Source organism: Streptomyces achromogenes (assembly GCF_030816715.1).
Lineage (GTDB): Bacteria > Actinomycetota > Actinomycetes > Streptomycetales > Streptomycetaceae > Streptomyces > Streptomyces achromogenes_A.
Genome location: NZ_JAUSYH010000001.1, coordinates 2,236,949 through 2,258,049, shown reverse-complemented (window position 1 = coordinate 2,258,049; position 21,101 = coordinate 2,236,949). Strand labels below are relative to the sequence as shown.

Here is a 21,101-nt window from a genome sequence, read left to right as displayed (position 1 = left end):
AGATGAACCGGGCGGCATGCGTCCATATCCGTCTAGGCTGAGTGGCCCCGTGCCCACAGCGGGCCGGTGGCACGAAGCGCCTAGGAGAACCAGCCGATGTCAGACAGCTCCCCCCTGCCGCCGGTGCGCCTGCACCCCGAAGCGGAGCTGGCGCGCGACGCGCTGTCCACGCCGTTGCTCTCCCGGGCCGTTCTGCTCGCCCGCTGGGCCGGGCCCGACACCCGGGTCGACGCCGGCGGCGGGCTCGTCGAGGAGCAACTGGCGTCCGCCGCCGAGTCCCTGGGCCTGACCGGGGAGGACGCCGCCGCCTACGCGAGCGAGGCCTGGCGGGTCGCCGTGGACGCCGGCCTCGTGGAGATCGTCGACGAGGAGGCCGGCACCGTCGCGGCAGGCGAGGAACTGGCCCTGCTCACCGCCGGCTCCCCGCACGACGTCCTCGCCGTCTGGCTCGCCGCCCTCGAGACCGTGCTCGCCGACGCGGCCGTCCCCGACCTGGACGAGCTGATGGACGCGATGGACGAGGGCGGCGAGGTCGACTTCTCCCGGCTCGACTGGAACCCCGAGGCCGAGGCCGAGTTCCTCGACGGCGTGCTCGGCAACCTCTACCTCCTCACCGCCAGCGAGGACGGCCCCGGCGACGGCCCCGTCCCGCTCCCCGCGCTCGCCGCCTCCATGCTCGTGCCCGGAGACATGGACGAGCCCACCAACGACGTCCTGGAGCAGGTCTCCGACGCGATGATGCGGCTCGACGACCAGTTCCGGCTGCTGGAGCCCATCGGCCTCGTCGCCTACCGGCCCGTCGACGAGGCCTTGATGGCGGACCCCGACGAGGAGCCCGCCGCCCCGGTCGACGAGACCGACGTCACCCGCTACGGCATGGTCCGCCTCACCCCGCTCGGCCTCTACGGCATGCGGGCCCGGCTGCTGGAGGCCGGCTTCGACGCCCCGGCCGTCGGCGACCTCGCCGACAAGGGCGCCGACGCCCTCCTCGACGGCAGCGCCGGTTACGGCTCGCGCGCCGCCCTCGCCGAGACCGAGCACTGGCTGGCCCGCCGCGAACCGCTCGCCGCCGCACGGGAGTTGCTGGCCGCCGCCCGCGGCTCCGACCCCGGCGCCCCGCTGCGCCGGCTGCGCTGCCAGCAGGCCCTCTCCCTGCTCGGCGGCCAGGCCGAGCCCGCCGTCCGCGAGGTCCTCGACGACGCCGAACTCGGCGGCCTGGCCCGCGTCTGGCTCAGCGAGCTCGGCGCGACGGACGTGCCCGCACCCTCCGAGGACCTGGTCTTCTGGCTCACCGTCGACACCCTGGCCGCACAGCTCGCCGCCGAGGGCAACTCCGAGGAACTGCAGGCCCTCGTCGAGGGACTGGCGCAGCAGCACAGCGGGTTCTTCGCGGCCGCCTGGCGCGTCGACCACCCGGCCACCCCCGACGTCCTCGAGGCGATGGGACGCCTGCACCCCGACAAGCGCATCGCGAAGGCAGCCCGCAAGGCCGCCTTCAAGGCGCGCTCCCAGCAGGGCGGCTGACCGCTCGCGGGGGGACCTCTTTGAGCTTCCGTGGCCTGATGCGTACGGATTCATGAAAGCAGGTCCCCCGAGGCCGCCCCGCGTTCAACTCCCGTTCAGGCATGGACGGGACGGTGACGCCGAACCGAGGTCCACCACCCTCCCCGGCACATCACCGTCTCAGGAGACACACCATGTCGCTCACCCGCAGGGACTTCGCCAGGCAGTCCGCCCTCACCGGCGCGGGAGTCGCGCTGGCGGGCAGCGTAGGCGCCCTCGCCAGCGCGCCGAACGCCCTCGCCGCCACGGACGCCGACCACACCGCGAACGCCGACCACGCCGAGGACGCGGCGCGGGGGCCGGCGGCCGGCGCGCACCACGGGGTCGGCTACGGACCGCTGATCCCCGACCCCGACGGCCTCCTCGCGCTGCCCGCAGGCTTCAAGTACCGCGTCATCACGTACAGCGGCAGGACGAAGCTGGAGTCCGGCGAGATCACCCCGTCCAACCACGACGGCACCGCCGCCTTCTGCGGCCCGCGCGGCGCGACCCTGCTCGTCAACAACCACGAGCTGAAGGGGCCGCGCTCCGGCTGGCAGTACCCGGTGCCGCTGACCGAGGGCCTGGTCTACGACCCGGCGGCCTCGGGCGGCTGCACGGTCGTCGAGGTGCGCCCCGGCGGGCACGTCGCCGAGTGGGTCGGCATCGCCGGCACCTCCACCAACTGCGCGGGCGGCACCACCCCCTGGGGCACCTGGCTCACCGGTGAGGAGACCGAGGACAAGGCCGGCCAGAACGGCATGACCAAGGACCACGGCTACATCTTCGAGGTCGACCCCGCCGACCGCCGCGCCAACCGCGCTCCCAAGCCGGTCAAGGCGTTCGGCCGCTACGCCCACGAGGCCGTCGTCATCGACCCCCGGCGCGGCCACGCCTACCTCACCGAGGACGCCTCCGGACCCAACGGCCTGCTCTTCCGCTGGACCCCGCCGGCCGGCTTCCACCACGGCCGCGGCAGGCTGCGCACCCTCGCCGACGACGCGGGCGTCCTGCAGGCCTTCAAGTGCTTCGACGCGAACGGGAAGTTCGTCGACGACCTCTCCCGCGCCACCAAGACCGGCACGGTGTACGGCGTCGACTGGGTCGACGTCCCCGACCGCGACGCCCGCACGGTGCCTGTCCGCAAGCAGTTCAGCGCGGGCCAGGTCACCCGCGCCCGCAAGCTCGAGGGCATGTGGTGGGCCGACGGCGGCACGTACATCGTCTCCTCCTACGCCCGTGACGAGAGCCCCGTGCAGCACGACGGCGCCGTGTGGTTCTACGACCCCAAGCGCCGCACGCTGACCCTGAAGGTGCTGCTCGGGGTGAACCCCGACCCGTCCGTCGACGGCGCCTTCGACGGCCCCGACAACATCACCGTCTCCCCCTACGGCGGCCTCGTCATCGCCGAGGACGGCGAGGGCGTCCAGCACCTCTTCGGGGCCACCGACAGCGGCCGCACCTACCCCATCGCCCGCAACGAACTGAACATCGGCACCGAGGACGAGCCGGAGTACAGCGAGTTCACCGGGGTCACCTTCTCGCCCGACGGCCACACCCTCTACGCCAACATCCAGACGCCGGGCATCATGCTGGCGATCACCGGACCGTGGAAGCGCCACAAGCGGTAAACGACGAACGGCATTTAATTCGCTCGCCCGATCCGCGGCCGTCCTCCTAAAGTGATGCACGTCCAGGTGCGAAGGCAGGACCTACTTCCACTCTTAATGGGGAGGCCGCGGGTTCGAATCCCGCCGCCGGCACCACACGCCGGTGTAGCTCAGGGGCAGAGCACCTTGTCGGTTCCGCCGGCCTCGATCTCTGGACACCACAACTTCACAGCACCTCCCGGTGCGCGGGCTGCGGCTACTTCTCTCCAACAGAAACCGATGCCGCCGTCGAACTGATCTCGGGAGGCGCAGCATGAGGTGGGTGCCCGGTGCGCAGGCAACGGTTACTTCATTGGATCGGACGGTCGCGGGTTCGAGTCCCGTCACCGACTTCGGGTCGGTGTAGCTCAGTCGGTAGAGCATCTGGCTAAGTCCGTCGCCGACCCCTGAACTCGGGCACCTTCCCTTTGCTGCGCGCTCCCCGAAAAGCGAGCCGCCGACCGGCGGACGCGATGAATATCGAATTCGGGGGAATTCACCATGGCGCGTTTCAATGTCCGTGCCCGTAAGGCGCAGCCCACCTCGCCCGTGACCACCACGGGCCGGGTGCTGCGCACCCACCAGGGCGGCCGCGGCCACGAGCGGGACGCCCGCTCCGAGCTCTTCCTGCTGGCGCTGGCCAACTTCGTCTCCCAGCAGACCTTCTACGAGGACGGCGCGGCCCGCGACGACCGCTTCGCGAAGCTGGTGCGCGAGCTCGCCGTCAGCGACCCGGACTGGACGGCCGGCCTGCTCGGCTGGCTGCGCGGCGAGGGCAACCTCCGCACCGCCGCCATCGTCGGCGCCGCCGAGTACGTCCACGCGCGGCTCGCGGCGGGCGCCACCGGCGGTCCCTCGAACCGGCAGGTCGTGGACTCCGTCCTGCGGCGGCCGGACGAACCCGGCGAACTGCTCGGGTACTGGACGGCGACGTACGGCCGGAACATCCCCAAGCCCGTCAAGCGCGGGGTCGCCGACGCCGTACGACGGCTCTACCACGCCAAGTCGCTGCTGAAGTACGACACCGCGTCCAAGGGCTACCGCTTCGGCGACATCCTGAACCTGGTGCACGCCGCGCCGGATCCGGCCAAGCCGTGGCAGGGCGACCTGTTCCAGTACGCCCTCGACCGCCGGCACCACCCGGACACGGCCGTGGTGCCGGGGTCGCTGCCGCTCCTGGCGGCGCACCGCGACCTGATGGAACTGCGTCCCGCCAAGCGGCGCAAGGTCGTCACGGGGGCGGGCGGCGCGCAGCGTCTGGCTGAGGCGGGCATGACGTGGGAGGCGCTGGCGGGCTGGCTCCAGGGGCCGATGGACAAGGCGGCCTGGGAGGCGGTCATTCCGTCCATGGGGGCCATGGCGCTGGTCCGCAACCTGCGCAACTTCGACGAGGCGGGAGTCTGTGACGAGGTCGCCGCCCAGGTGGCGGCGAAGATCAGCGACCCGGCGGAGGTCGCGCGTTCGCGGCAGTTCCCGTTCCGGTACCTCGCCGCGTACCAGCACGCGCCGTCGCTGCGCTGGGCGTACCCGCTGGAGCGGGCGCTCGGCCACTCGCTGGCCAACGTGCCCGCGCTGCCCGGCCGCACGCTGGTGCTCGTCGACCGCTCGGGCTCGATGTTCTACTCGCGGCTGTCGGAGCGTTCGGAGCTCAACCGGGCCGACGCGGCGGCGGTCTTCGGCACGGCCCTCGCCCTGCGGGCGGCCGACGCGGACCTCGTCGAGTTCGGCAGCACCAGCAAGGAGATCACGTTCCGTAAGGGGGAGTCTGTGTTGAAGATTCTGGAGCGCTTCGGTGACCTCGGGGGTACGGACACCACCGAGGCCGTGCGCCGGCACTACCGCGGGCACGACCGGGTGCTGCTCGTCACCGACGAGCAGTACGCCTTCAGCCGCCACGGCGGCCCGACCGACCAGGTTCCGGCGCACGTGCCGGTCTACACCTGGAACCTGGCCGGATACCGGGCGGGCCACGGCCCGTCGGGCACGGCGAACCGGCACACCTTCGGCGGACTGTCGGACGCGGCCTTCCGGATGGTGCCCCTGCTGGAGGCCGCCGACGACACGAAGTGGCCGTGGGCGGCCTGAGTCCCGCGGTCGTGCGGCCCGCGCCTTCACCGAAGGCGCGGGCCGCGTGTCTTTCCCCCCGGGCCCTTGTCGCCCGACAGACTGACATCTAACATTTCAGTTCATGGACACTGTGCCACGCACTCTGCTCAGGGACCGCGCCTACACGGCGATCCGTGACGCCATCGTGGCCGGGGCCATCGCGCCCGGCGCGGTGGTGCGCGACGCCGACCTCGCGCAGCGGCTCGGACTGTCCCGGGCGCCGGTGCGCGAGGCGTTCGCGCGGCTGGTCGACGAGGGGCTGCTGGAGAGCAAGCCGCAGAGCTACACCCGGGTCACCCCCGTCGTCGCCTCCGACGTACGGGACGCGGCGGCCGTGGTGGGCGCCATGCACGAGCTGGTCACCCGGATCGCGGTGCCCCGGCTGTTCGCGGCGGACGTCGAGGGGATGCGCGCCGCCAACGAACGCTTCGCCGCGGCCGTTCGCGCCTCAGACGTGGACGCGGCCCTGCGCGCCGACGACGAGCTGCACGACGTCCTCGTGCGCGCCGCCGGCAACCATGCGGCCGCCGCCACCGTCGCCCGCTACACCCCCCTCATCCGGCGGCTGGAGCGACGCCGCTTCGGCGAGGGCGGCACCTGCCGCTCGGCCGGCCTGCACGGGCGGCTGATCCAGGCGTGCGCCGCCGGCGACGTGGACAAGGCGGTCGAGGTCACGGCGGAGATCTGGCGCACCCTCGCGGACCTCGCCGGCTCCGAGGGCGGCGCCGGAATCGACCCCTGCGACGACACCGACGCCGACACCGACGAGGACGGCGCCGACCGACCACGCGAATCGCGGCGACCGACGTGGCCGACCGGCCGTGCGACGGGCCGCGCCGACTCATCACGCGACTGATCACGCCGACCGTTCGCACCGACTGATCACGCCGACCGTTCGCACCGACTGATCACGCCGACCGTTCGCACCGACTGATCACGCGATCGGTCGCGCCGACCCGACGGCACCGACCGATGGTACCGACCGATGGCGCCGACCGAACCCCTGCTCCCGGAGGCCCCGTGTCCCTCTCGTCGTACGAGCGTTTTCCCCTCCTCTTCGGCCCCTCGCCCGTCCACCCGATGGAACGCCTCACCGCGCACCTCGGCGGTGCCGCCCTGTGGGCCAAGCGCGAGGACTGCAACTCCGGGATCGCGTACGGCGGCAACAAGACCCGCAAGCTGGAGTACCTGGTCGCCGACGCCCTCGCACGGGGGTGCGACACGCTGGTCTCGATCGGCGGCGTGCAGTCCAACCACACCCGCCAGGTCGCGGCCTGTGCCGCCCGGGCCGGGATGAAGTGCGTGCTGGTGCAGGAGAGCTGGGTCGAGTGGCCGGACCCGGTGTACGACAAGGTCGGCAACATCCTGATCAGCCGGCTCGCCGGCGCCGACGTCCGGCTGGTGCGGGCCGGGTTCGGGATCGGCTTCAAGGAGAGCTGGGAGCAGGCGCTCCGGGAGGTCGAGGAGTCGGGGGGCAAGCCGTACGCCGTCCCGGCCGGCGCCTCGGACCATCCGCTCGGCGGACTGGGCTTCGCGAACTGGGCTCACGAGGTCGCCGGGCAGGAACGGGAGCTGGGCGTCTTCTTCGACACCGTGATCGTGTGTTCGGTGACCGGGTCCACCCAGGCGGGCATGGTCGCCGGGTTCGCCGCGCTGGAGGAGGCGGGCGGCCGGCCCCGGCGCGTCCTCGGGATCGACGCGTCGGCCGAGCCCGCCAGGACCCGGGAGCAGATCGCCCGCATCGCACACCGCACCGGCGGGCTGATCGGCGTCCGGCGCGAGCTGACCGTCGAGGACGTCGAACTCGACGAGCGCTACCACGCCGGCGTGTACGGCGTCCCGGACGAGACGACGCTGGCCGCGATGCGGCTCGCCGCCCGGACCGAGGGCATGGTCACCGACCCCGTCTACGAGGGGAAGTCGATGGCCGCGCTCGTCGACCTGGTGGCCCGCGGCGAGATCGGCCGCGACGCGACCGTGCTGTACGCGCACCTCGGCGGGCAGCCCGCGCTGAACGCCTACAGCGCCCTGTTCTGACCGCTCGCGGCCGGTGTCCCGCGCCGACGCGGCCCGTTAAGGTGCGAAGGGAGTCCCCGGTGCGCGAGGAGTATGTGGATGCCGCAGGTCAGGCCCATGCGTGCGGACGCCCGCCGCAACTACGAGCGCCTGCTGAAGGTGGCGGCGGAAGCCTTCGCCGAGCATGGTGAGGGCGCCTCCCTCGACGACATCGCCAGGCGGGCGGGCGTCGGGTCCGGCACGCTGTACCGGCATTTCCCGACCCGGCAGGCGCTGCTGGAGGCCGCCTACCTCGACCGTATGGAGGCGCTCGCGGCCCGGGCGGACGAGCTGGCCGCCCGGCTTCCGGCGGGCGAGGCGCTGGTGGAGTGGCTCAACGAACTGTGTGTCGGGACCCTCGAGGTGCGCGGGATGAAGTCGCTGCTGGGGTCCGCCGTGACGGACGGCGGCGCGGTCGCGGTCACCGCCTGCGGCACCGGCATGAAGGAGGCGGCGGCCCGGCTGGTGGAGGCGGCCCAGCGGGAGGGGACACTGCGGGCGGACGTCGCCCCGCTCGACGTGCTGCGGCTCGCCCACGGGGTGGCCACGGCGTCGGAGCTGGCGAACGGTGACGGGAGCGCCGTCCGCCGGTATGTGTCGCTGCTGACGGAGGGGCTGCGGTCCGCGCGGTGACGGCGGCGGGCGCCCCCGTGGTGGCGGGCGCCCCGCGCCGGACGACTGCTCGACGAACCCGGATCAGAGGGACTCGGCGCCCGGCTTGACCATGTTGCGCACGGTCCGCGCCTTCACGAAGGTGCCGATCGCCGTCATCTCCCACTCGCCGGAGTACTGCCGGATCAGCTTGGCCATCAGCACGCCGGTCTGTGCCTCGGCGCCGGTGAGGTCGAAGCGGACGAGCTCCTCGCCGCTGGAGGCGTCCAGCAGACGGCAGTAGGCCTTGGCGACCTCGGTGAACTTCTGCCCGGAGAACGAGTTCACCGTGAACACCAGCCCGCTGACCTCCTGGGGCAGCCGGCCGAGGTCGACGACGATCACCTCGTCGTCACCGCCGCCCTCGCCGGTGAGGTTGTCGCCGGAGTGCTTGATCGCTCCGTTGACGATGGAGAGCTTGCCGAAGTAGCAGCTGTCGATGTGGTTGCGCTGCGGGCCGTAGGCGATGACCGAGGCGTCCAAATCGATGTCCTTGCCGCGGAACGCGGGCTCCCAGCCGAGGCCCATCTTGACCTGCGAGAGCAGCGGGCGGCCGCCCTTGACGAGGGACACCGTCTGGTTCTTCTGGAGGCTGACGCGCCCCTTGTCCAGGTTGATCTTCCCGGTGCCGGGCGCGGGCGGGGGCGGGGCCTGGGGCATCGGCGGGGCGGCGGGAGCCGCGGGGGCTGTGGGGGCGGCGGGCGTCATGGCGGGCGTCGGCGGCGCCTGCGCGGCTGCCGGGGCCGCCGGTTCCTCCACCGTCACGCCGAAGTCGGTCGCGATCCCGGCCAGGCCGTCGGCGTATCCCTGACCGACCGCGCGGGCCTTCCAGGCGCCGTTGCGCAGGTAGATCTCGACGACCACCAGCGCCGTCTCCGTGCCGAGCCGCGGGGGAGTGAAGGTGGCCAGGACACCGCCGTCGTCCCCGCTGCGGATGGTGGCGGTCGGTTCGATGCCCTGGAACGTCTGCCCCGCGGCGTCCGGGCTCGCGGTGACCACGATCTTCTCGATGCCCGGCGGGACGGCGGCGGTGTCGACCACGATGGCGTCGGGGGACGTGCCGCCGCCCGAGCGGTAGGTCACCCCCGGGCCGGCGGGCTGGTTGTAGAAGATGAAGTCGTCGTCGGAGCGCACCTTGCCGTCGGCGGTGAGCAGCAGGCCCGAAACGTCGAGCCGCACCGGGGCGGCGACGTCCACCGTCACGCGCGCGGTGGGGAGAGGGATGTTCGAGCCGGGGGTCATAGCTGTCATACCCGGTGAACGACCGAGCCCACTTTGCCGTTCCCTTACCTGAGCACTCCTCCCGCGGGCGCCCCGCGACGCCGCCGGAACGTCCACCCCGCGACCCCGCGACCCCGCGACCCCGCGACCCCGCGACCCCGCGGCCCCGCGGCCCTGCGGCCCCGCCGTCAGTACGGCCAGATCGGCGGGTCGCTGACGAAGTGGCCGCCGAGGTGGGCGTGGGCGATGTTCTCCGGGTCCAGCTCGCCCTGTTCGGCGATCAGCTTCTCGGCGTACGGCTCGGAGTCGTCCTGCGGTGCGTAGCCGAGCGCCCGCGCGGTGGAGAGGTCCCACCACAGCCGGGTGTTGGCCGAGGATCCGTGGACGACGGTGTGGCCGACGTTCTCGGCGGTGAGGGCCGCGTGGAAGAGGCGGGCGCCGTCGGCCGGGCTCATCCACACCGACAGCATGCGCACGCTCGTCGGTTCGGCGAAGCAGGAGCCGATGCGAACCGACACGCTCTCCAGACCGTGCTTGTCCCAGTACAGCTGGGCGAGGTCCTCGCCGAAGCACTTGGACAGGCCGTAGAAGGTGTCCGGGCGGTGCGGGGTGTCCACGGGGATCAGGGGGTCGTCGCCCTGCGGGCGCGGGGTGAAGCCGACCGCGTGGTTGGAGGAGGCGAAGACGATCCGCTGCACGCCTTCCTCGCGGGCGGCCTCGTACAGGTGGTACGTGCCCTCGATGTTCGCCTTGAGGATCTTCTCGAAGGGGGCTTCCAGGGAGATGCCCGCGAGGTGGATGATCGCGTCGACGCCCCGGACGGCCTCGCGGACCGCGTCCCTGTCGGCCAGGTCGGCGATGATCGAGTCGGGCTCGCCGTCGACCGGGCGCAGGTCGAGCAGGCGCAGACGGTAGCCGTAGGCGGGCAGCAGGTCCCGCATCAGGGTGCCGAGGCCGCCGGCGGCGCCGGTGAGCAGGACGGTGCGGGGAGCGGGCATCCTCGGGTCTCCTTGGCGTCTACGGCCGCGTGTGTGGACGGTATTCACATGCATGGACACGCTAAGGATCTCTCGTGCCTCGCGTCAAGTGTGCCGCGGGCCAGGCCGTTCCGCCTTTCGTGCGGGAGCGCCGGGCTTGACCTGGCGGGAAAGGCCTTCATAGGCTGACCGCGTTCAGAAATGTGGACATTAGTCAGAAGAACGCACGCGCCGTCCCAGGGAGTGTCGTGACGCCAGCCCCGCTCGCCGCCCGCCTCCGCGTCGCCGGCGGACCGCTGTTCTTCCCCGTCACCGCGTACGGACCCGACGGCTCGCTCGACCTCGACGTCTACCGCGCGCACGTCCGCCGGGGCGTCGAGGCCGGCGCCGCCGCCGTCTTCGCGTGCTGCGGCACCGGGGAGTTCCACGCGCTGACGCCGGAGGAGTTCGAGGCCGCGGTGCGGGCGGCCGTCGACGAGACAGCCGGCCGGGTGCCGGTCGTCGCGGGCGCCGGCTACGGGACCGCGCTCGCCGTGCGCTACGCCCTCCGGGCGCGGGCGGCCGGCGCGGACGGCCTGCTGGCGCTGCCGCCCTACCTCGTCGTCGCGGCCCAGGAGGGCCTGCTGCGCCACTACCGCGAGGTGGCGGCGGCGACCGACCTCCCGGTGATCGTCTACCAGCGCGACAACGCCGTCTTCACCCCGCCGACCGTCGTCGAACTCGCCCGCACCGAGGGGATCGTCGGCCTCAAGGACGGCCTCGGCGACCTCGACCTCATGCAGCGGATCATCAGCGCCGTGCGCACCGAGACCCCCGGCGACTTCCTCTACTTCAACGGCCTGCCGACCGCCGAACAGACCCAGCTCGCCTATCGCTCCCTGGGCGTCGACCTCTACTCCTCGGCCGTGTTCTGCTTCGCGCCCGAGATCGCCCTGGCCTTCCACGGGGCGCTCGCCGACGGCGACGACCGCACGGTCCACCGCCTGCTCGACGGGTTCTACCGGCCCTTCGTCGAACTGCGCGCGCAGGGCCGCGGGTACGCCGTCTCCCTGGTCAAGGCGGGAGTGCGGCTGCGCGGCCTCGAGGTCGGGGAGGTCCGTCCGCCGTTGCACGAGCCGGGCGAGGACCATGTCAAACAGCTCGCCCGGGTGATCGAGCGCGGCTACGCGCTGCTGGAGGAGGAAACCGCGTGAAGGCGTCGACATTCGTCTATCCCTGGGACGTCATCGGCGACCCCGGGGCGCCGGACCGGATCGCCGGGCTCGGTGTGGAGCAGGTGACCCTCGCCGCCGCCTACCACTCCACCCGCGCCCTCACCCCGCGCCACCCGCGGCACCGGGTCGTCACCGCCGAGCACGCGGCCGTGCTGTACCCGGTCGGCGACCGCTGGGCGGGCCGCGCCCTGCGCCCGTACCCGGCCGGCGGCTGGGCGCCCGGCGACGCCTTCGGAGAGGCCGCCCGGGCCCTCGCGGGCGCCGGCCTCGACGTCCACGCCTGGGTGGTGCTGGCGCACAACTCCCGGCTGGGCGCCGAGCATCCGCACACCTCGGTCGTCAACGCGTACGGCGACCGCTACCCCTGGGCCCCCTGCATCGCCCAGCCCGGCACGCGCGCGTACCTCGTCGACCTCGCCGCCGAGGCGGCCGTGCGCCCGGGCGCGAACGGCGTCGAACTGGAGTCCCTCGGCTGGTACGGCCTCCAGCATCTGCACGCCCACGACAAGACCGGCGGCGTCGGCCTCGGGGACGCCGGGCAGTACCTGATGGCGCTCTGCTTCTGTCCCGCCTGCCGGGCCGGCTACGGCGAGCAGGGCCTGGACGCCGACGTGCTCGCCGCCGCCGTCCGGGACGCGCTGGAGCCGCTGTGGCGCGGGGAGGCGGACGACGCGCGGGGCTGGGCGGGCGTCGAGAAGCTGCTCGGCGAGGAGACGGCGGCGGCCACGCGCGCGTGGCGCGAGGACAGGGCCCGCACCCTCCAGGAGACGGCGGTGCGCGCGGTGCGGGCCGCCGCGTCCGACGGTTTCCAGGTCCTGCTGCACGCAGACCCCGTGACCCACCACGTCGGCGCCAACCCGGGCGTCGACCCGGCGCACATCCTGTCCGTGGCGGACGGCGTGGTGGTGCCCTGCGCGGGCGGGCCCGGGCTGTTGACGCCGTTCGCCGAGCACCGCCGCGAGGGCACGGTCCTCGCCGCCAACCTCGGCGTCGTCTCCGGCATGGGCGGCAGCCCGGGGACGCTCGCGGCCGACGCGGCGCGGGCGAAGGAGCACGGGGCGACGGAGCTCCGGCTGTATCACGCGGGACTGGCGTCGGACGGGGACCTGGCGTCCGTACGCGAGGCGCTGGCCGCCCGCTGAGCGCCGCCGCGCAGCAGCGGCACGACGGTCACCAGCCGCACCAGCCCGAGGGCGACCAGCAGCGGCTGATACGGCAGCAGTTCCACCAGGGCGGCCCCCAGCGCGAGGCCGACCGCGTTCGGCGCGTACATCAGGGTGCCGGCCGTGGCGGCGACCCGGCCCAGCAGCGCGTCGGGGGTCTCCCGCTGGACGGCCGTCAGCGCGGCGATCAGCACACACGGCAGCCCCGCCCCGATCGCCGCGGCGCACACCAGGGCCACCGCGTCCGAGGGCACCGCCCGCACCGCGACCGCGACGGCCGTCAGGGCGATCCCGCACGCGGCGAACCGGCGCTCCCCGAACCGTCGCATCGCGGCCCCCGACAGCAGGCCCACCGCCGCCGAGCCGGCCCCCTGCACGGCGTAGAGCGCGCCGGCGTACGCGGGCGAGTGGCCGAGGCCCTCGACCACGGCGTAGAGCAGCGCGCCGTTGAGGCCCGCGCACAGCATCGTCGTCCCGCCGGCGGCCACCAGGGGGCGCAGTGACGGGTGCCCCCACAGGAAGCGGACGCCCTCGGCCGTCCCGCCCCGCAGGCCGCGGCCGCCCGTCCGCGGGCGTCCCTCGTGGACCCGCACGCACGCGTAGAGCCCGGCCGCGCACACGAAACCGGCCGCGTCGAGCAGGGCCACGGCCGGACCGCCGTACGCCGCGTAGACCCCCGCACCCGCCAGCGGGGCCACCAGCTTCATGCCCTCCGTCGTCGTGGTGCGCAGCCCGTTGAAGTCGCCGAGCAGCCCCACGGGGACGACGGCGGCGACGAGTGCGGACTCGGCCGCGTCGGCCACGACGGCGGCGGCCCCGTAGACGAACAGCACGCTGTACAGCAGCCACAGCCGGCCGGGGGAGCCGACGACGAGGAGCACCGGCAGCACGGCCGCGGGGCCCAGGTTGACGGCGAGGAGCAGCGGCCGCCGGCGGACCCGGTCGGCGAGGGCGCCCAGCAGCGGGCCGGCCAGGGTCGGCGCCCACAGCGCCAGCACCGTCAGCGCCGCCGCCCCGTTCGACCCGGTGAGGTCCTTGACCCACACACCGGCCGCCAGCCACAGCGCGGAGGTCCCGAAGCCGGAGATCACCGACGCCGTCAGAAAGATCGCCGCGCCGCGGTCCCGCAGGACGCGCACCACGGACCAGTTCTTCGTCATGCCTGGTCATCGTGGGCCTAAGGCCTCCGGCCGGGCATCGGGCAGATGCCCTATCCGGCGGCCGCGGACAACCGCGGAATCCGGCGCGCGCCAAGGCGCTGCGCCAGGAAGGCGCTGCGCCAGGAAGGCGCTGCGCCAGGAAGGCGCTGCGCCAGGAAGGCGCGCGCGCCGCGCCGATGAGTTCTCGCGATGCCGCCGGTCCACCCCGTATGACCGACACCGACGACACGACCCTCACCTTCGACCTCGGCCCCCAGGCCGCCGTCGTGGCGCGCCTCGCGGAGGCCGTCCGCGACGACCGGCTCGACGACGGGACGCCCTGCCCCGGCTGCGCCGTCCGGAACCTGCTGGGGCACCTGACCGGCCTCGCCGTGGCCTTCCGCGACGCCGCCCGCAAGGATCTCGGCCCCACCACCGACACCCCGCCGGACGCCGCCGCGCCCGACGTCGGCCCCGGCTGGCGCGAGGAGCTGGCCAAGGCGCTCGACGCCCTCGCCGAGGCCTGGCGCGACCCCGCCGCCTGGACCGGCACGACCCGCGCCGGCGGCGTGGACCTGCCCGGCGCGGTCGCGGCCGCCGTCGCCGCCGACGAGCTGGTGATCCACGGCTGGGACCTGGCCCGGGCCACCGGCCAGGCGTACGCGCCCGACCCCGCGGCGCTGGCGGCGGCGCACGCCTTCCTCGCCGGCGCGGTCGACCCCGTCACCGGGAACGGAGTCTTCGGGCCCGTCGTCCCCGTCCCCGACGACGCGCCCCTGCTCGACCGGGCGCTGGGACTCAGCGGACGCGATCCGGGAGGGCCGGGCCGGCCGTAGACGCGGGCATCAGGTTGCCGTAGACGGACGTAGTCGGGGGGTGCCCGGCGAGCGCGAAACGTACGCTCGCGACCATGCCCCTCAGCCTCACCGTCCTCGGCACCGCCTCTCCGAACCCGGCCCCGGGCCGCCCCTGCTCCGGGTATCTGCTGCGCGGAGCGGGGGCGGAGGTGTGGGTGGACGCCGGGCCCGGCACGTTCGCCGAGTTGCAGCGGCACACGGATCCCGAGCGGCTCACGGCGATCTGGATATCCCATCTGCACGCCGACCACAGCGCCGATCTCCTCGCCGCCGCCTACGCGTTCGCCTACGGCGGGATGACCCCGCCGGCCCCGATCCCGGTGTACGCGCCGCTCGACTGCGCCCGGCGCGTCGCGGGCTTCCTCGGCCGGTCGGACGTCCGCTTCCTCAGCGACGTCCTCGACTTCCGGGCCCTGTTCGACGGGCACACCGTGCGCCACTGGAACCTGCGCCTCACCTCGCGCGCGATGGCCCACGACACCGAGGCGTACGGACTGCGCGTCGAGTGCCAGGGGAGCGTCCTCGCGTACTCCGGGGACACCGGCCCGTGCGGGGCGCTCACCGAACTCGCCTCCGGCGCCGATCTGTTCCTGTGCGAGGCGGACATCGACAGCCATCGCGAAGGCGAACAGGACGAGCAGGTCCATCTCACGCCGGAGGACGCCGGGGACGCGGCCCGCAGGGCGGGAGTGCGCGAGCTGTACATCACCCATGTGGGTCCCACGCTGACCCGCAAGGCGGCCACCGAACGGGCGGCCGTCGCCTTCGGCGGGCCGGCCCGTACCGCGCGCGAGGGCGAGACCATCCCCCTCTGACCCGGCCCCCTCTGACCCGGCCCCTCCGATCCGGCCCCCTCTGGCCGATCTCTCTCGGTTCCGTTCCCTTTCGGTTCCGTTCCCTTCCGACACTTCTTTGTCAGAAGCATTGACGAAACACAGGGGCGCTTCTACCTTCAACGCGTCGTACTTCGTACGTCATATATGAGACGCGATACGCGAGATCAGATACGCGACACCGAGAGGCGCGCATGACCTCTGTGCCCACGCCGATCCCGTCCCGCACGCAGTACGTGCTGGAGGAGATCAAACGCCGCATCCTCACCGGGCGCCTGACGCCCGGTCAGGCCCTGGTCGAAACCGAGCTCGCCGCGCAGTTCGGGGTCTCCAAGACCCCGGTGCGCGAGGCACTGAAGACCCTGGCCGGCACCGGACTGGTGGTCATGAGCCAGTACAAGGGCGTCACGGTGCGCATGGTGGACGCGGACATGGCGCGCGAGGTGTACGACGTCCGCCTGCTCCTCGAACCCGAGGCGCTCAAGCGGGCCGTGCGCCGGGGCGCCTCCCTGGACGCCGCGCGCTCCGCGCTGACCAGGGCGGACGAGGCGACCGACACCGCCGAACGCTCCCTCGCCAACCGGGAGTTCCACCGCGCCCTGTACCTGCCGTGCGGGAACCCGCTGCTCGGCCGGATGCTCGACGAGGTCCGCGACCAGGCCGCCCTGGTCTCCGCCGTCGCCTGGGCCGCCTCGCCCTCCTGGGAGCGGGAGGCCGGGGAGCACCGCGAGATCCTCCGGCTCGCCCTGGCCGGTGACGCGGACGGCGCGGGCCGCGCCCTGCACGCCCACATCGCGTCCTTCGTGCACCGGGCGTTCCCCGAGACCGCCGAGACGGACCAGTCACCCGAACAGGAAGGCCGGGAATGAGCAGCGTGGCGTTCGAGACCCAGCGTGCGGCCCTGGCCGACGTGGTGGCCATCCCGGTGACCCCGTTCGCCGAGGACGGCTCCGTCGACCAGGACGCCCACCGGGCCCTGGTGCGCAGGCTGCTCGACGGCGGCATCACCACCCTCACCCCGAACGGCAACACCGGCGAGTTCTACGCCCTCGCCCCCGAGGAGCGCCGGCTGGTCCTCGAGCTGACCGCCGACGAGGCGGGCGGACGGGCCGTGATCCTGGCCGGCGTCGGACACGACGTGCCGACCGCCGTGGCCACCGCCCGGTACGCCCGTGCACTGGGCGCGCAGATGGTGATGGTCCACCAGCCGGTCCACCCATACGTCTCGCAGAGCGGCTGGGTCGACTACCACCGGGAGATCGCGGAGGCGGTGCCGGAGCTGGGCGTCGTCCCGTACATCCGCAACACGCAGCTGCACGGTGAACGCCTCGCCGAACTCGCCGACTCCTGCCCGAACGTCATCGGCGTCAAGTACGCCGTGCCGGACGCCTCCCGGTTCGCGGCCTTCGCACGGGACGCCGGCCTGGAACGGTTCGTCTGGGTCGCCGGACTCGCCGAGCCGTACGCGCCCTCCTACTTCTCCGCGGGCGCCACCGGCTTCACCTCCGGGCTGGTGAACGTCGCCCCGGCCGTCTCGCTGAACATGATCGAGGCGCTCCGCTCGGGTGACTACCCGGCCGCGATGAAGGTGTGGGAGCAGATCAGACGCTTCGAGGAACTGCGGGCCGCCGACGGCTCCGCCAACAACGTGACCGTCGTCAAGGAGGCCCTCGCCTCCCTGGGCCTGTGCCGCCGCGAGGTCCGTCCGCCGAGCAGGCCGCTGCCCGAGGACGAGCGCGCCGAGGTGGCGGCCATCGCCGCCGGGTGGTCCATATGAAGGCGCCCGAGGAACTGCGCAGCCACCAGTGGTACGGGACCGAAGGGCTGCGGTCCTTCAGCCACCGCGCCCGCACCCGCCAGCTCGGCTATCTCCCCGAGGAGCACCTCGGCAAGCCGGTCATCGCGATCCTCAACACCTGGTCCGACATCAATCCCTGCCATGTGCACCTGCGCGACCGCGCGCAGGCCGTGAAGCGCGGGGTGTGGCAGGCAGGCGGCTTCCCCCTCGAGTTCCCGGTCTCCACCCTCTCCGAGACCTTCCAGAAGCCGACCCCGATGCTCTACCGCAACCTGCTGGCGATGGAGACCGAGGAGCTGCTGCGGTCCTACCCGGTGGACGGAGCGGTGCTGATGGGCGGCTGCGACAAGTCCACGCCCGCTCTGCTCATGGGGGCGGCCTCGGTCGACCTGCCGACCGCCTTCGTGCCCGCCGGGCCCATGCTTCCGGGGCACTGGCGCAACGAGGTCCTCGGCTCCGGCACCGACATGTGGAAGTACTGGGACGACAAGCGGGCCGGCCTCATCGGCGACTGCGAGATGACCGAGCTGGAGAGCGGCCTGGCCCGTTCGCCCGGCCACTGCATGACGATGGGCACGGCGTCCACGCTGACCGCCGCGGCCGAGGCGCTGGGCGTCACGGTGCCGGGCGCGTCGAGCATCCCCGCCGTGGACTCCGGGCACGACCGGATGGCGGCCATGACCGGCCTGCGCATCGTCGAACTGGTCCACAGCGACCGCCGGTTGAGCGACATCCTCACCGCGGAGGCGTTCGAGGACGCGGTGACGACCGTCCTCGGCCTCGGCGGCTCCACCAACGCCGTCATCCATCTCATCGCGATGGCCGGCCGGGCGGGCGTCCGGCTCACCCTCGACGACTTCGACCGCATCGCCCGCACGGTGCCGGTGCTCGCCGACGTACGCCCCGGCGGCCGGAAGTACCTCATGGAGGACTTCCACTTCGCCGGCGGCCTGCCCGGCTTCCTCTCCCGCATCACCGACCTGCTGCACCTGGACCGGCCGACGGTCTCCCACGACACCCTGCGCGAGCAGCTGGCCGGCGCGCGGGTGCACAACGACGACGTCATCCGGCTCCGGGACGACCCCGTGGCGGCCGAGGGCGGAGTCGCCGTGCTGCGCGGCAACCTCTGCCCGGACGGCGCGGTCATCAAGCACATCGCCGCCGAGGAGCACCTGCTCAAGCACACGGGGCCGGCCGTCGTCTTCGACGACTACCGGACGATGCAGCGGACGATCAACGACCCCTCCCTCGGCATCACCGCCGACAGCGTGCTCGTGCTGCGGGGCTCGGGGCCCAAGGGCGGCCCCGGAATGCCCGAGTACGGCATGCTGCCCATCCCCGACCACCTGCTGAAGCAGGGCGTGCGGGACATGGTGCGGATCTCCGACGCCAGGATGAGCGGCACCAGTTACGGCGCGTGCGTGCTGCACGTCGCGCCCGAGTCGTACGTCGGCGGCCCGCTGGCCCTGGTCCGCACCGGGGACCCGATCACCCTCGACGTCGAGGCGCGCACCCTCCATCTCCATGTGGACGACGCGGAGCTGGAGCGGCGCAGGGCGGACTGGACGCCACCGCCCACCCGTGACGAGCGCGGTTACGGAGCGCTCTACAACGAGCAGGTCACGCAGGCCGACACCGGCTGCGACTTCGAGTTCCTCGCCCGTCCGGGCCGGGTCGCCGACCCGTACGCGGGCTGAACCACCGCACGACGCACCACCGCACCACGGGATCACGGACCACCGCACCACGGGATCGCACCACCGCACCACGGGATCACCGCACTACCGCACCACGCGACAACAGCAGGACAGCGCACGCGTCTGCACAGGGAGAAAGCGCTTCCCGAACGTCGTGATCCCGCACCACGCACCACGCACCACGCACCACGCACGCACGACGCACCGAGAACGGAGAACAGTGATGGCCCAAGCCGCAGCCGTGGCGAAACGGCCCGCGCCGCCCCGGCGGCGCCGTGCCTCCGCCACGCCCCGCAGGCTGCCGTACCTGCTGATCGCGCCGGCGGCCCTGCTGATGCTGGGCTTCATCGCCTACCCGGTCGTCAGCGTCTTCTACTACAGCCTGCAGAACTACAACCCCACCAAGCCCTGGCGCAACGGCTTCGCGGGCTTCGACAACTTCGTCCACGCCTTCACCGACGACCCGCAGTTCTGGGACACGCTGACCTTCAGCGCCCAGTGGGTCTTCGTCGAGGTCGGGCTGCAGCTGCTGTTCGGTCTGGCGCTGGCGCTGATCGTCAACCAGACCTTCGTGGGACGCTCGCTCGGCCGCGCGCTGGTCTTCTCCCCGTGGGCCGTCTCCGGCGTGCTGACCTCCGCGATCTGGGTGCTGCTCTACAACTCCCAGACCGGCATCACCCGTTACCTCGCGGACATGGGGATCGGCGAGTACGGCACCAGCTGGCTGTCGGACACCTCCACCGTCTTCTCGGCGGCGATCGTCGCCGACCTGTGGCGCGGTGTCCCCTTCTTCGCGATCCTCATCCTCGCCGACCTCCAGTCCGTCTCCAAGGACCTGTACGAGGCCGCCGAGGTCGACGGCGCCAGCCGGATCAAGCAGTTCTGGCACATCACCCTGCCCCACCTGAAGGACGCCATCGTCCTGTCCACGCTGCTGCGCGCGGTGTGGGAGTTCAACAACGTCGACCTGCTGTACACGCTCACCGGCGGCGGCCCGGCGGGGGAGACCACCACCCTCCCGCTCTACATCGCCAACACCAGCGTCGACGCCCACAACTTCGGTTACGCGTCCGCCCTGACCACGGTCGCGTTCGTGATCCTGCTCTTCTGCTCGTTGGTCTATCTGCGGCTGAGCAAGTTCGGAGGAGGCGCCAAGTGATCACCAAGGAGGCCCCCGAGGTGGTGCCCGCCCCCGTGCGCGAGCCCGCCGCACCCGCCCGCCGCCCGTCCCGCCACAAGCGTGCCTGGGACGAGGCCCCCCGCTGGCAGATCTACCTCCCGCTGGGGATCTACCTGGTCTTCACCCTGGTCCCCTTCTACTGGATCCTGCTCTTCGCGCTCCGCCCGGCCGGCTCCACCTCGCTGGTGCCCTGGCCGATGACCTTCGACCACTTCGAAAAGGTCTGGAACGAGCGTGACTTCGCCGTCTACTTCCAGAACAGCGTGCTCACCGGCGTGGCGACCCTGCTGCTGACCACCGGCGTGGCCCTGGCCGGCGGCTACGCCCTCGCGCGCTTCGACTTCAAGATCAAGCGTGGCTTCATGCTCGCTCTGCTGTGCACCCAGTTCGTGCCGGGCGCGCTGCTGCTCGTCCCGCTCTTCCAGATCTTCGCCGAGCTGAAGATGATCAACTCGCTGGGCAGCGTCATCATCGCCGAGACGGTCTTCCAGCTGCCCCTGTCGATCATCCTGATCAGCGGCTTCATCCGGAACGTGCCCTACTCCCTGGAGGAGGCGGCCTGGGTCGACGGCTGCAACCGGCTCACCGCCTTCCGGATCGTCGTCCTGCCCCTGCTGCGGCCCGGGCTGATCGCCGTAGGCTCCTTCGCCTTCGTGCACGCCTGGAACCACTTCCTGTTCGCCCTGATGTTCCTCTCCGACCAGAGCAAGCAGACGATCCCCGTCGGCCTCAACACCCTGATGAGCGCGGACAGCGTCGACCTGGGCGCGCTGGCCGCGGGCGGCATCATCGCCGCCGTCCCCGTGGTGATCGTCTTCGCCTTCATCCAGAAGTGGCTGATCACCGGGTTCAGCGCCGGGGCGGTGAAGGGATGAGGAGCCGTCAGGCCGTCACGTCCGGGGGGAGCCGGCCCGTGGGCCTCCTCGCGATCCACCACGCCCACGGCGGCGGGCGCGACCGCACGGCGGACCGCGGCCGGACGCCTACCCTGCACGCAGTGATCGACAGCGCCGCGGCAG

Annotated in this window: 17 protein-coding genes and 1 pseudogene; 15 read left to right on the top strand and 3 right to left on the bottom strand. The window is 72.8% G+C overall.

Annotation, left to right across the window (positions count from 1 at the left end; genetic code table 11):
- The first annotated feature begins 96 nt into the window (after nucleotides 1-96).
- From QF032_RS10220 to QF032_RS10195, 6 genes and pseudogenes are all read left to right on the top strand, one after another.
- Nucleotides 97-1,524: a hypothetical protein gene (locus tag QF032_RS10220; RefSeq protein WP_307041728.1), complete on the top strand. Its 1,428-nt coding sequence runs from the start codon at nucleotides 97-99 to the stop codon at nucleotides 1,522-1,524.
- Between the two features lie 173 nt (nucleotides 1,525-1,697).
- Entirely contained in the window at nucleotides 1,698-3,173 is a 1,476-nt protein-coding gene (locus tag QF032_RS10215; protein ID WP_307041726.1) for an alkaline phosphatase PhoX, read from the top strand.
- 519 nt (nucleotides 3,174-3,692) lie between these two features.
- Entirely contained in the window at nucleotides 3,693-5,276 is a 1,584-nt protein-coding gene (locus QF032_RS10210; protein ID WP_306953379.1) for a TROVE domain-containing protein, read from the top strand.
- Between the two features lie 103 nt (nucleotides 5,277-5,379).
- Nucleotides 5,380-6,015 (top strand): annotated as a pseudogene (locus QF032_RS10205) (GntR family transcriptional regulator); the annotation flags it as partial.
- A gap of 302 nt (nucleotides 6,016-6,317) precedes the next feature.
- Nucleotides 6,318-7,334, top strand: coding sequence for a 1-aminocyclopropane-1-carboxylate deaminase (locus tag QF032_RS10200; protein ID WP_307055816.1), 1,017 nt, complete (start codon nucleotides 6,318-6,320; stop codon nucleotides 7,332-7,334).
- A 78-nt stretch (nucleotides 7,335-7,412) separates the two neighbouring features.
- Nucleotides 7,413-7,985 (top strand): TetR/AcrR family transcriptional regulator, encoded by a 573-nt coding sequence (locus tag QF032_RS10195; RefSeq protein ID WP_307055814.1) that lies wholly within the window; start codon nucleotides 7,413-7,415, stop codon nucleotides 7,983-7,985.
- A gap of 63 nt (nucleotides 7,986-8,048) precedes the next feature.
- Here the strand turns inward: QF032_RS10195 and QF032_RS10190 are convergent, their stop codons facing one another.
- Both QF032_RS10190 and QF032_RS10185 read right to left on the bottom strand, forming a co-directional pair.
- Nucleotides 8,049-9,245 (bottom strand): TerD family protein, encoded by a 1,197-nt coding sequence (locus QF032_RS10190; protein ID WP_307055812.1) that lies wholly within the window; start codon nucleotides 9,243-9,245, stop codon nucleotides 8,049-8,051.
- A 167-nt stretch (nucleotides 9,246-9,412) separates the two neighbouring features.
- On the bottom strand, nucleotides 9,413-10,222 hold the full coding sequence (locus QF032_RS10185) for an NAD-dependent epimerase/dehydratase family protein (RefSeq protein WP_307041717.1): 810 nt from the start codon (nucleotides 10,220-10,222) through the stop codon (nucleotides 9,413-9,415).
- A 227-nt stretch (nucleotides 10,223-10,449) separates the two neighbouring features.
- Between QF032_RS10185 and QF032_RS10180 the strand changes: the two genes are divergently transcribed.
- Both QF032_RS10180 and QF032_RS10175 read left to right on the top strand, forming a co-directional pair.
- Nucleotides 10,450-11,394 (top strand): 5-dehydro-4-deoxyglucarate dehydratase, encoded by a 945-nt coding sequence (locus QF032_RS10180; RefSeq protein ID WP_307041714.1) that lies wholly within the window; start codon nucleotides 10,450-10,452, stop codon nucleotides 11,392-11,394.
- Complete coding sequence (locus QF032_RS10175) at nucleotides 11,391-12,557, top strand: hypothetical protein (RefSeq protein WP_307055810.1); 1,167 nt, start codon at nucleotides 11,391-11,393, stop codon at nucleotides 12,555-12,557. Before QF032_RS10180 ends, QF032_RS10175 begins: the two co-directional genes overlap by 4 nt.
- On the opposite strand, the gene QF032_RS10170 is transcribed toward QF032_RS10175, so the two are convergent.
- Nucleotides 12,494-13,738: an MFS transporter gene (locus QF032_RS10170; RefSeq protein ID WP_307055808.1), complete on the bottom strand. Its 1,245-nt coding sequence runs from the start codon at nucleotides 13,736-13,738 to the stop codon at nucleotides 12,494-12,496. The two genes, QF032_RS10175 and QF032_RS10170, sit on opposite strands and share 64 nt — an antisense overlap.
- A gap of 209 nt (nucleotides 13,739-13,947) precedes the next feature.
- Between QF032_RS10170 and QF032_RS10165 the strand changes: the two genes are divergently transcribed.
- From QF032_RS10165 to QF032_RS10135, 7 genes are all read left to right on the top strand, one after another.
- On the top strand, nucleotides 13,948-14,553 hold the full coding sequence (locus tag QF032_RS10165; RefSeq protein ID WP_307041707.1) for a TIGR03086 family metal-binding protein: 606 nt from the start codon (nucleotides 13,948-13,950) through the stop codon (nucleotides 14,551-14,553).
- A gap of 74 nt (nucleotides 14,554-14,627) precedes the next feature.
- Nucleotides 14,628-15,389 (top strand): MBL fold metallo-hydrolase, encoded by a 762-nt coding sequence (locus tag QF032_RS10160; RefSeq protein WP_307055806.1) that lies wholly within the window; start codon nucleotides 14,628-14,630, stop codon nucleotides 15,387-15,389.
- 212 nt (nucleotides 15,390-15,601) lie between these two features.
- Nucleotides 15,602-16,276, top strand: coding sequence for a GntR family transcriptional regulator (locus QF032_RS10155; protein ID WP_307055804.1), 675 nt, complete (start codon nucleotides 15,602-15,604; stop codon nucleotides 16,274-16,276).
- Nucleotides 16,273-17,184 carry a dihydrodipicolinate synthase family protein gene (locus tag QF032_RS10150; protein WP_306953396.1) on the top strand — a complete coding sequence of 304 codons (912 nt, stop codon included), beginning with the start codon at nucleotides 16,273-16,275 and terminating at the stop codon, nucleotides 17,182-17,184. Before QF032_RS10155 ends, QF032_RS10150 begins: the two co-directional genes overlap by 4 nt.
- Nucleotides 17,181-18,902, top strand: a complete 1,722-nt coding sequence (gene araD / locus QF032_RS10145; protein ID WP_306953398.1) for an L-arabinonate dehydratase — start codon at nucleotides 17,181-17,183, stop codon at nucleotides 18,900-18,902. Before QF032_RS10150 ends, araD begins: the two co-directional genes overlap by 4 nt.
- 223 nt (nucleotides 18,903-19,125) lie before the next feature.
- Nucleotides 19,126-20,061, top strand: a complete 936-nt coding sequence (locus QF032_RS10140) for a carbohydrate ABC transporter permease (protein ID WP_306953399.1) — start codon at nucleotides 19,126-19,128, stop codon at nucleotides 20,059-20,061.
- Nucleotides 20,058-20,957 (top strand): carbohydrate ABC transporter permease, encoded by a 900-nt coding sequence (locus QF032_RS10135; RefSeq protein WP_307041701.1) that lies wholly within the window; start codon nucleotides 20,058-20,060, stop codon nucleotides 20,955-20,957. Before QF032_RS10140 ends, QF032_RS10135 begins: the two co-directional genes overlap by 4 nt.
- The last annotated feature ends 144 nt before the right edge of the window (nucleotides 20,958-21,101 follow it).

Coding starts and splice junctions, on each gene's coding strand:
- QF032_RS10195 (WP_307055814.1), top strand. CDS start 7,413: ATGCCGCAGGTCAGGCCCATGCGTGCGGACGCCCGCCGCAACTACGAG.
- QF032_RS10190 (WP_307055812.1), bottom strand. CDS start 9,245: ATGACCCCCGGCTCGAACATCCCTCTCCCCACCGCGCGCGTGACGGTG.
- QF032_RS10160 (WP_307055806.1), top strand. CDS start 14,628: ATGCCCCTCAGCCTCACCGTCCTCGGCACCGCCTCTCCGAACCCGGCC.
- araD (WP_306953398.1), top strand. CDS start 17,181: ATGAAGGCGCCCGAGGAACTGCGCAGCCACCAGTGGTACGGGACCGAA.
- QF032_RS10215 (WP_307041726.1), top strand. CDS start 1,698: ATGTCGCTCACCCGCAGGGACTTCGCCAGGCAGTCCGCCCTCACCGGC.
- QF032_RS10210 (WP_306953379.1), top strand. CDS start 3,693: ATGGCGCGTTTCAATGTCCGTGCCCGTAAGGCGCAGCCCACCTCGCCC.
- QF032_RS10150 (WP_306953396.1), top strand. CDS start 16,273: ATGAGCAGCGTGGCGTTCGAGACCCAGCGTGCGGCCCTGGCCGACGTG.
- QF032_RS10165 (WP_307041707.1), top strand. CDS start 13,948: ATGACCGACACCGACGACACGACCCTCACCTTCGACCTCGGCCCCCAG.
- QF032_RS10220 (WP_307041728.1), top strand. CDS start 97: ATGTCAGACAGCTCCCCCCTGCCGCCGGTGCGCCTGCACCCCGAAGCG.
- QF032_RS10140 (WP_306953399.1), top strand. CDS start 19,126: ATGGCCCAAGCCGCAGCCGTGGCGAAACGGCCCGCGCCGCCCCGGCGG.
- QF032_RS10155 (WP_307055804.1), top strand. CDS start 15,602: ATGACCTCTGTGCCCACGCCGATCCCGTCCCGCACGCAGTACGTGCTG.
- QF032_RS10185 (WP_307041717.1), bottom strand. CDS start 10,222: ATGCCCGCTCCCCGCACCGTCCTGCTCACCGGCGCCGCCGGCGGCCTC.
- QF032_RS10170 (WP_307055808.1), bottom strand. CDS start 13,738: ATGACGAAGAACTGGTCCGTGGTGCGCGTCCTGCGGGACCGCGGCGCG.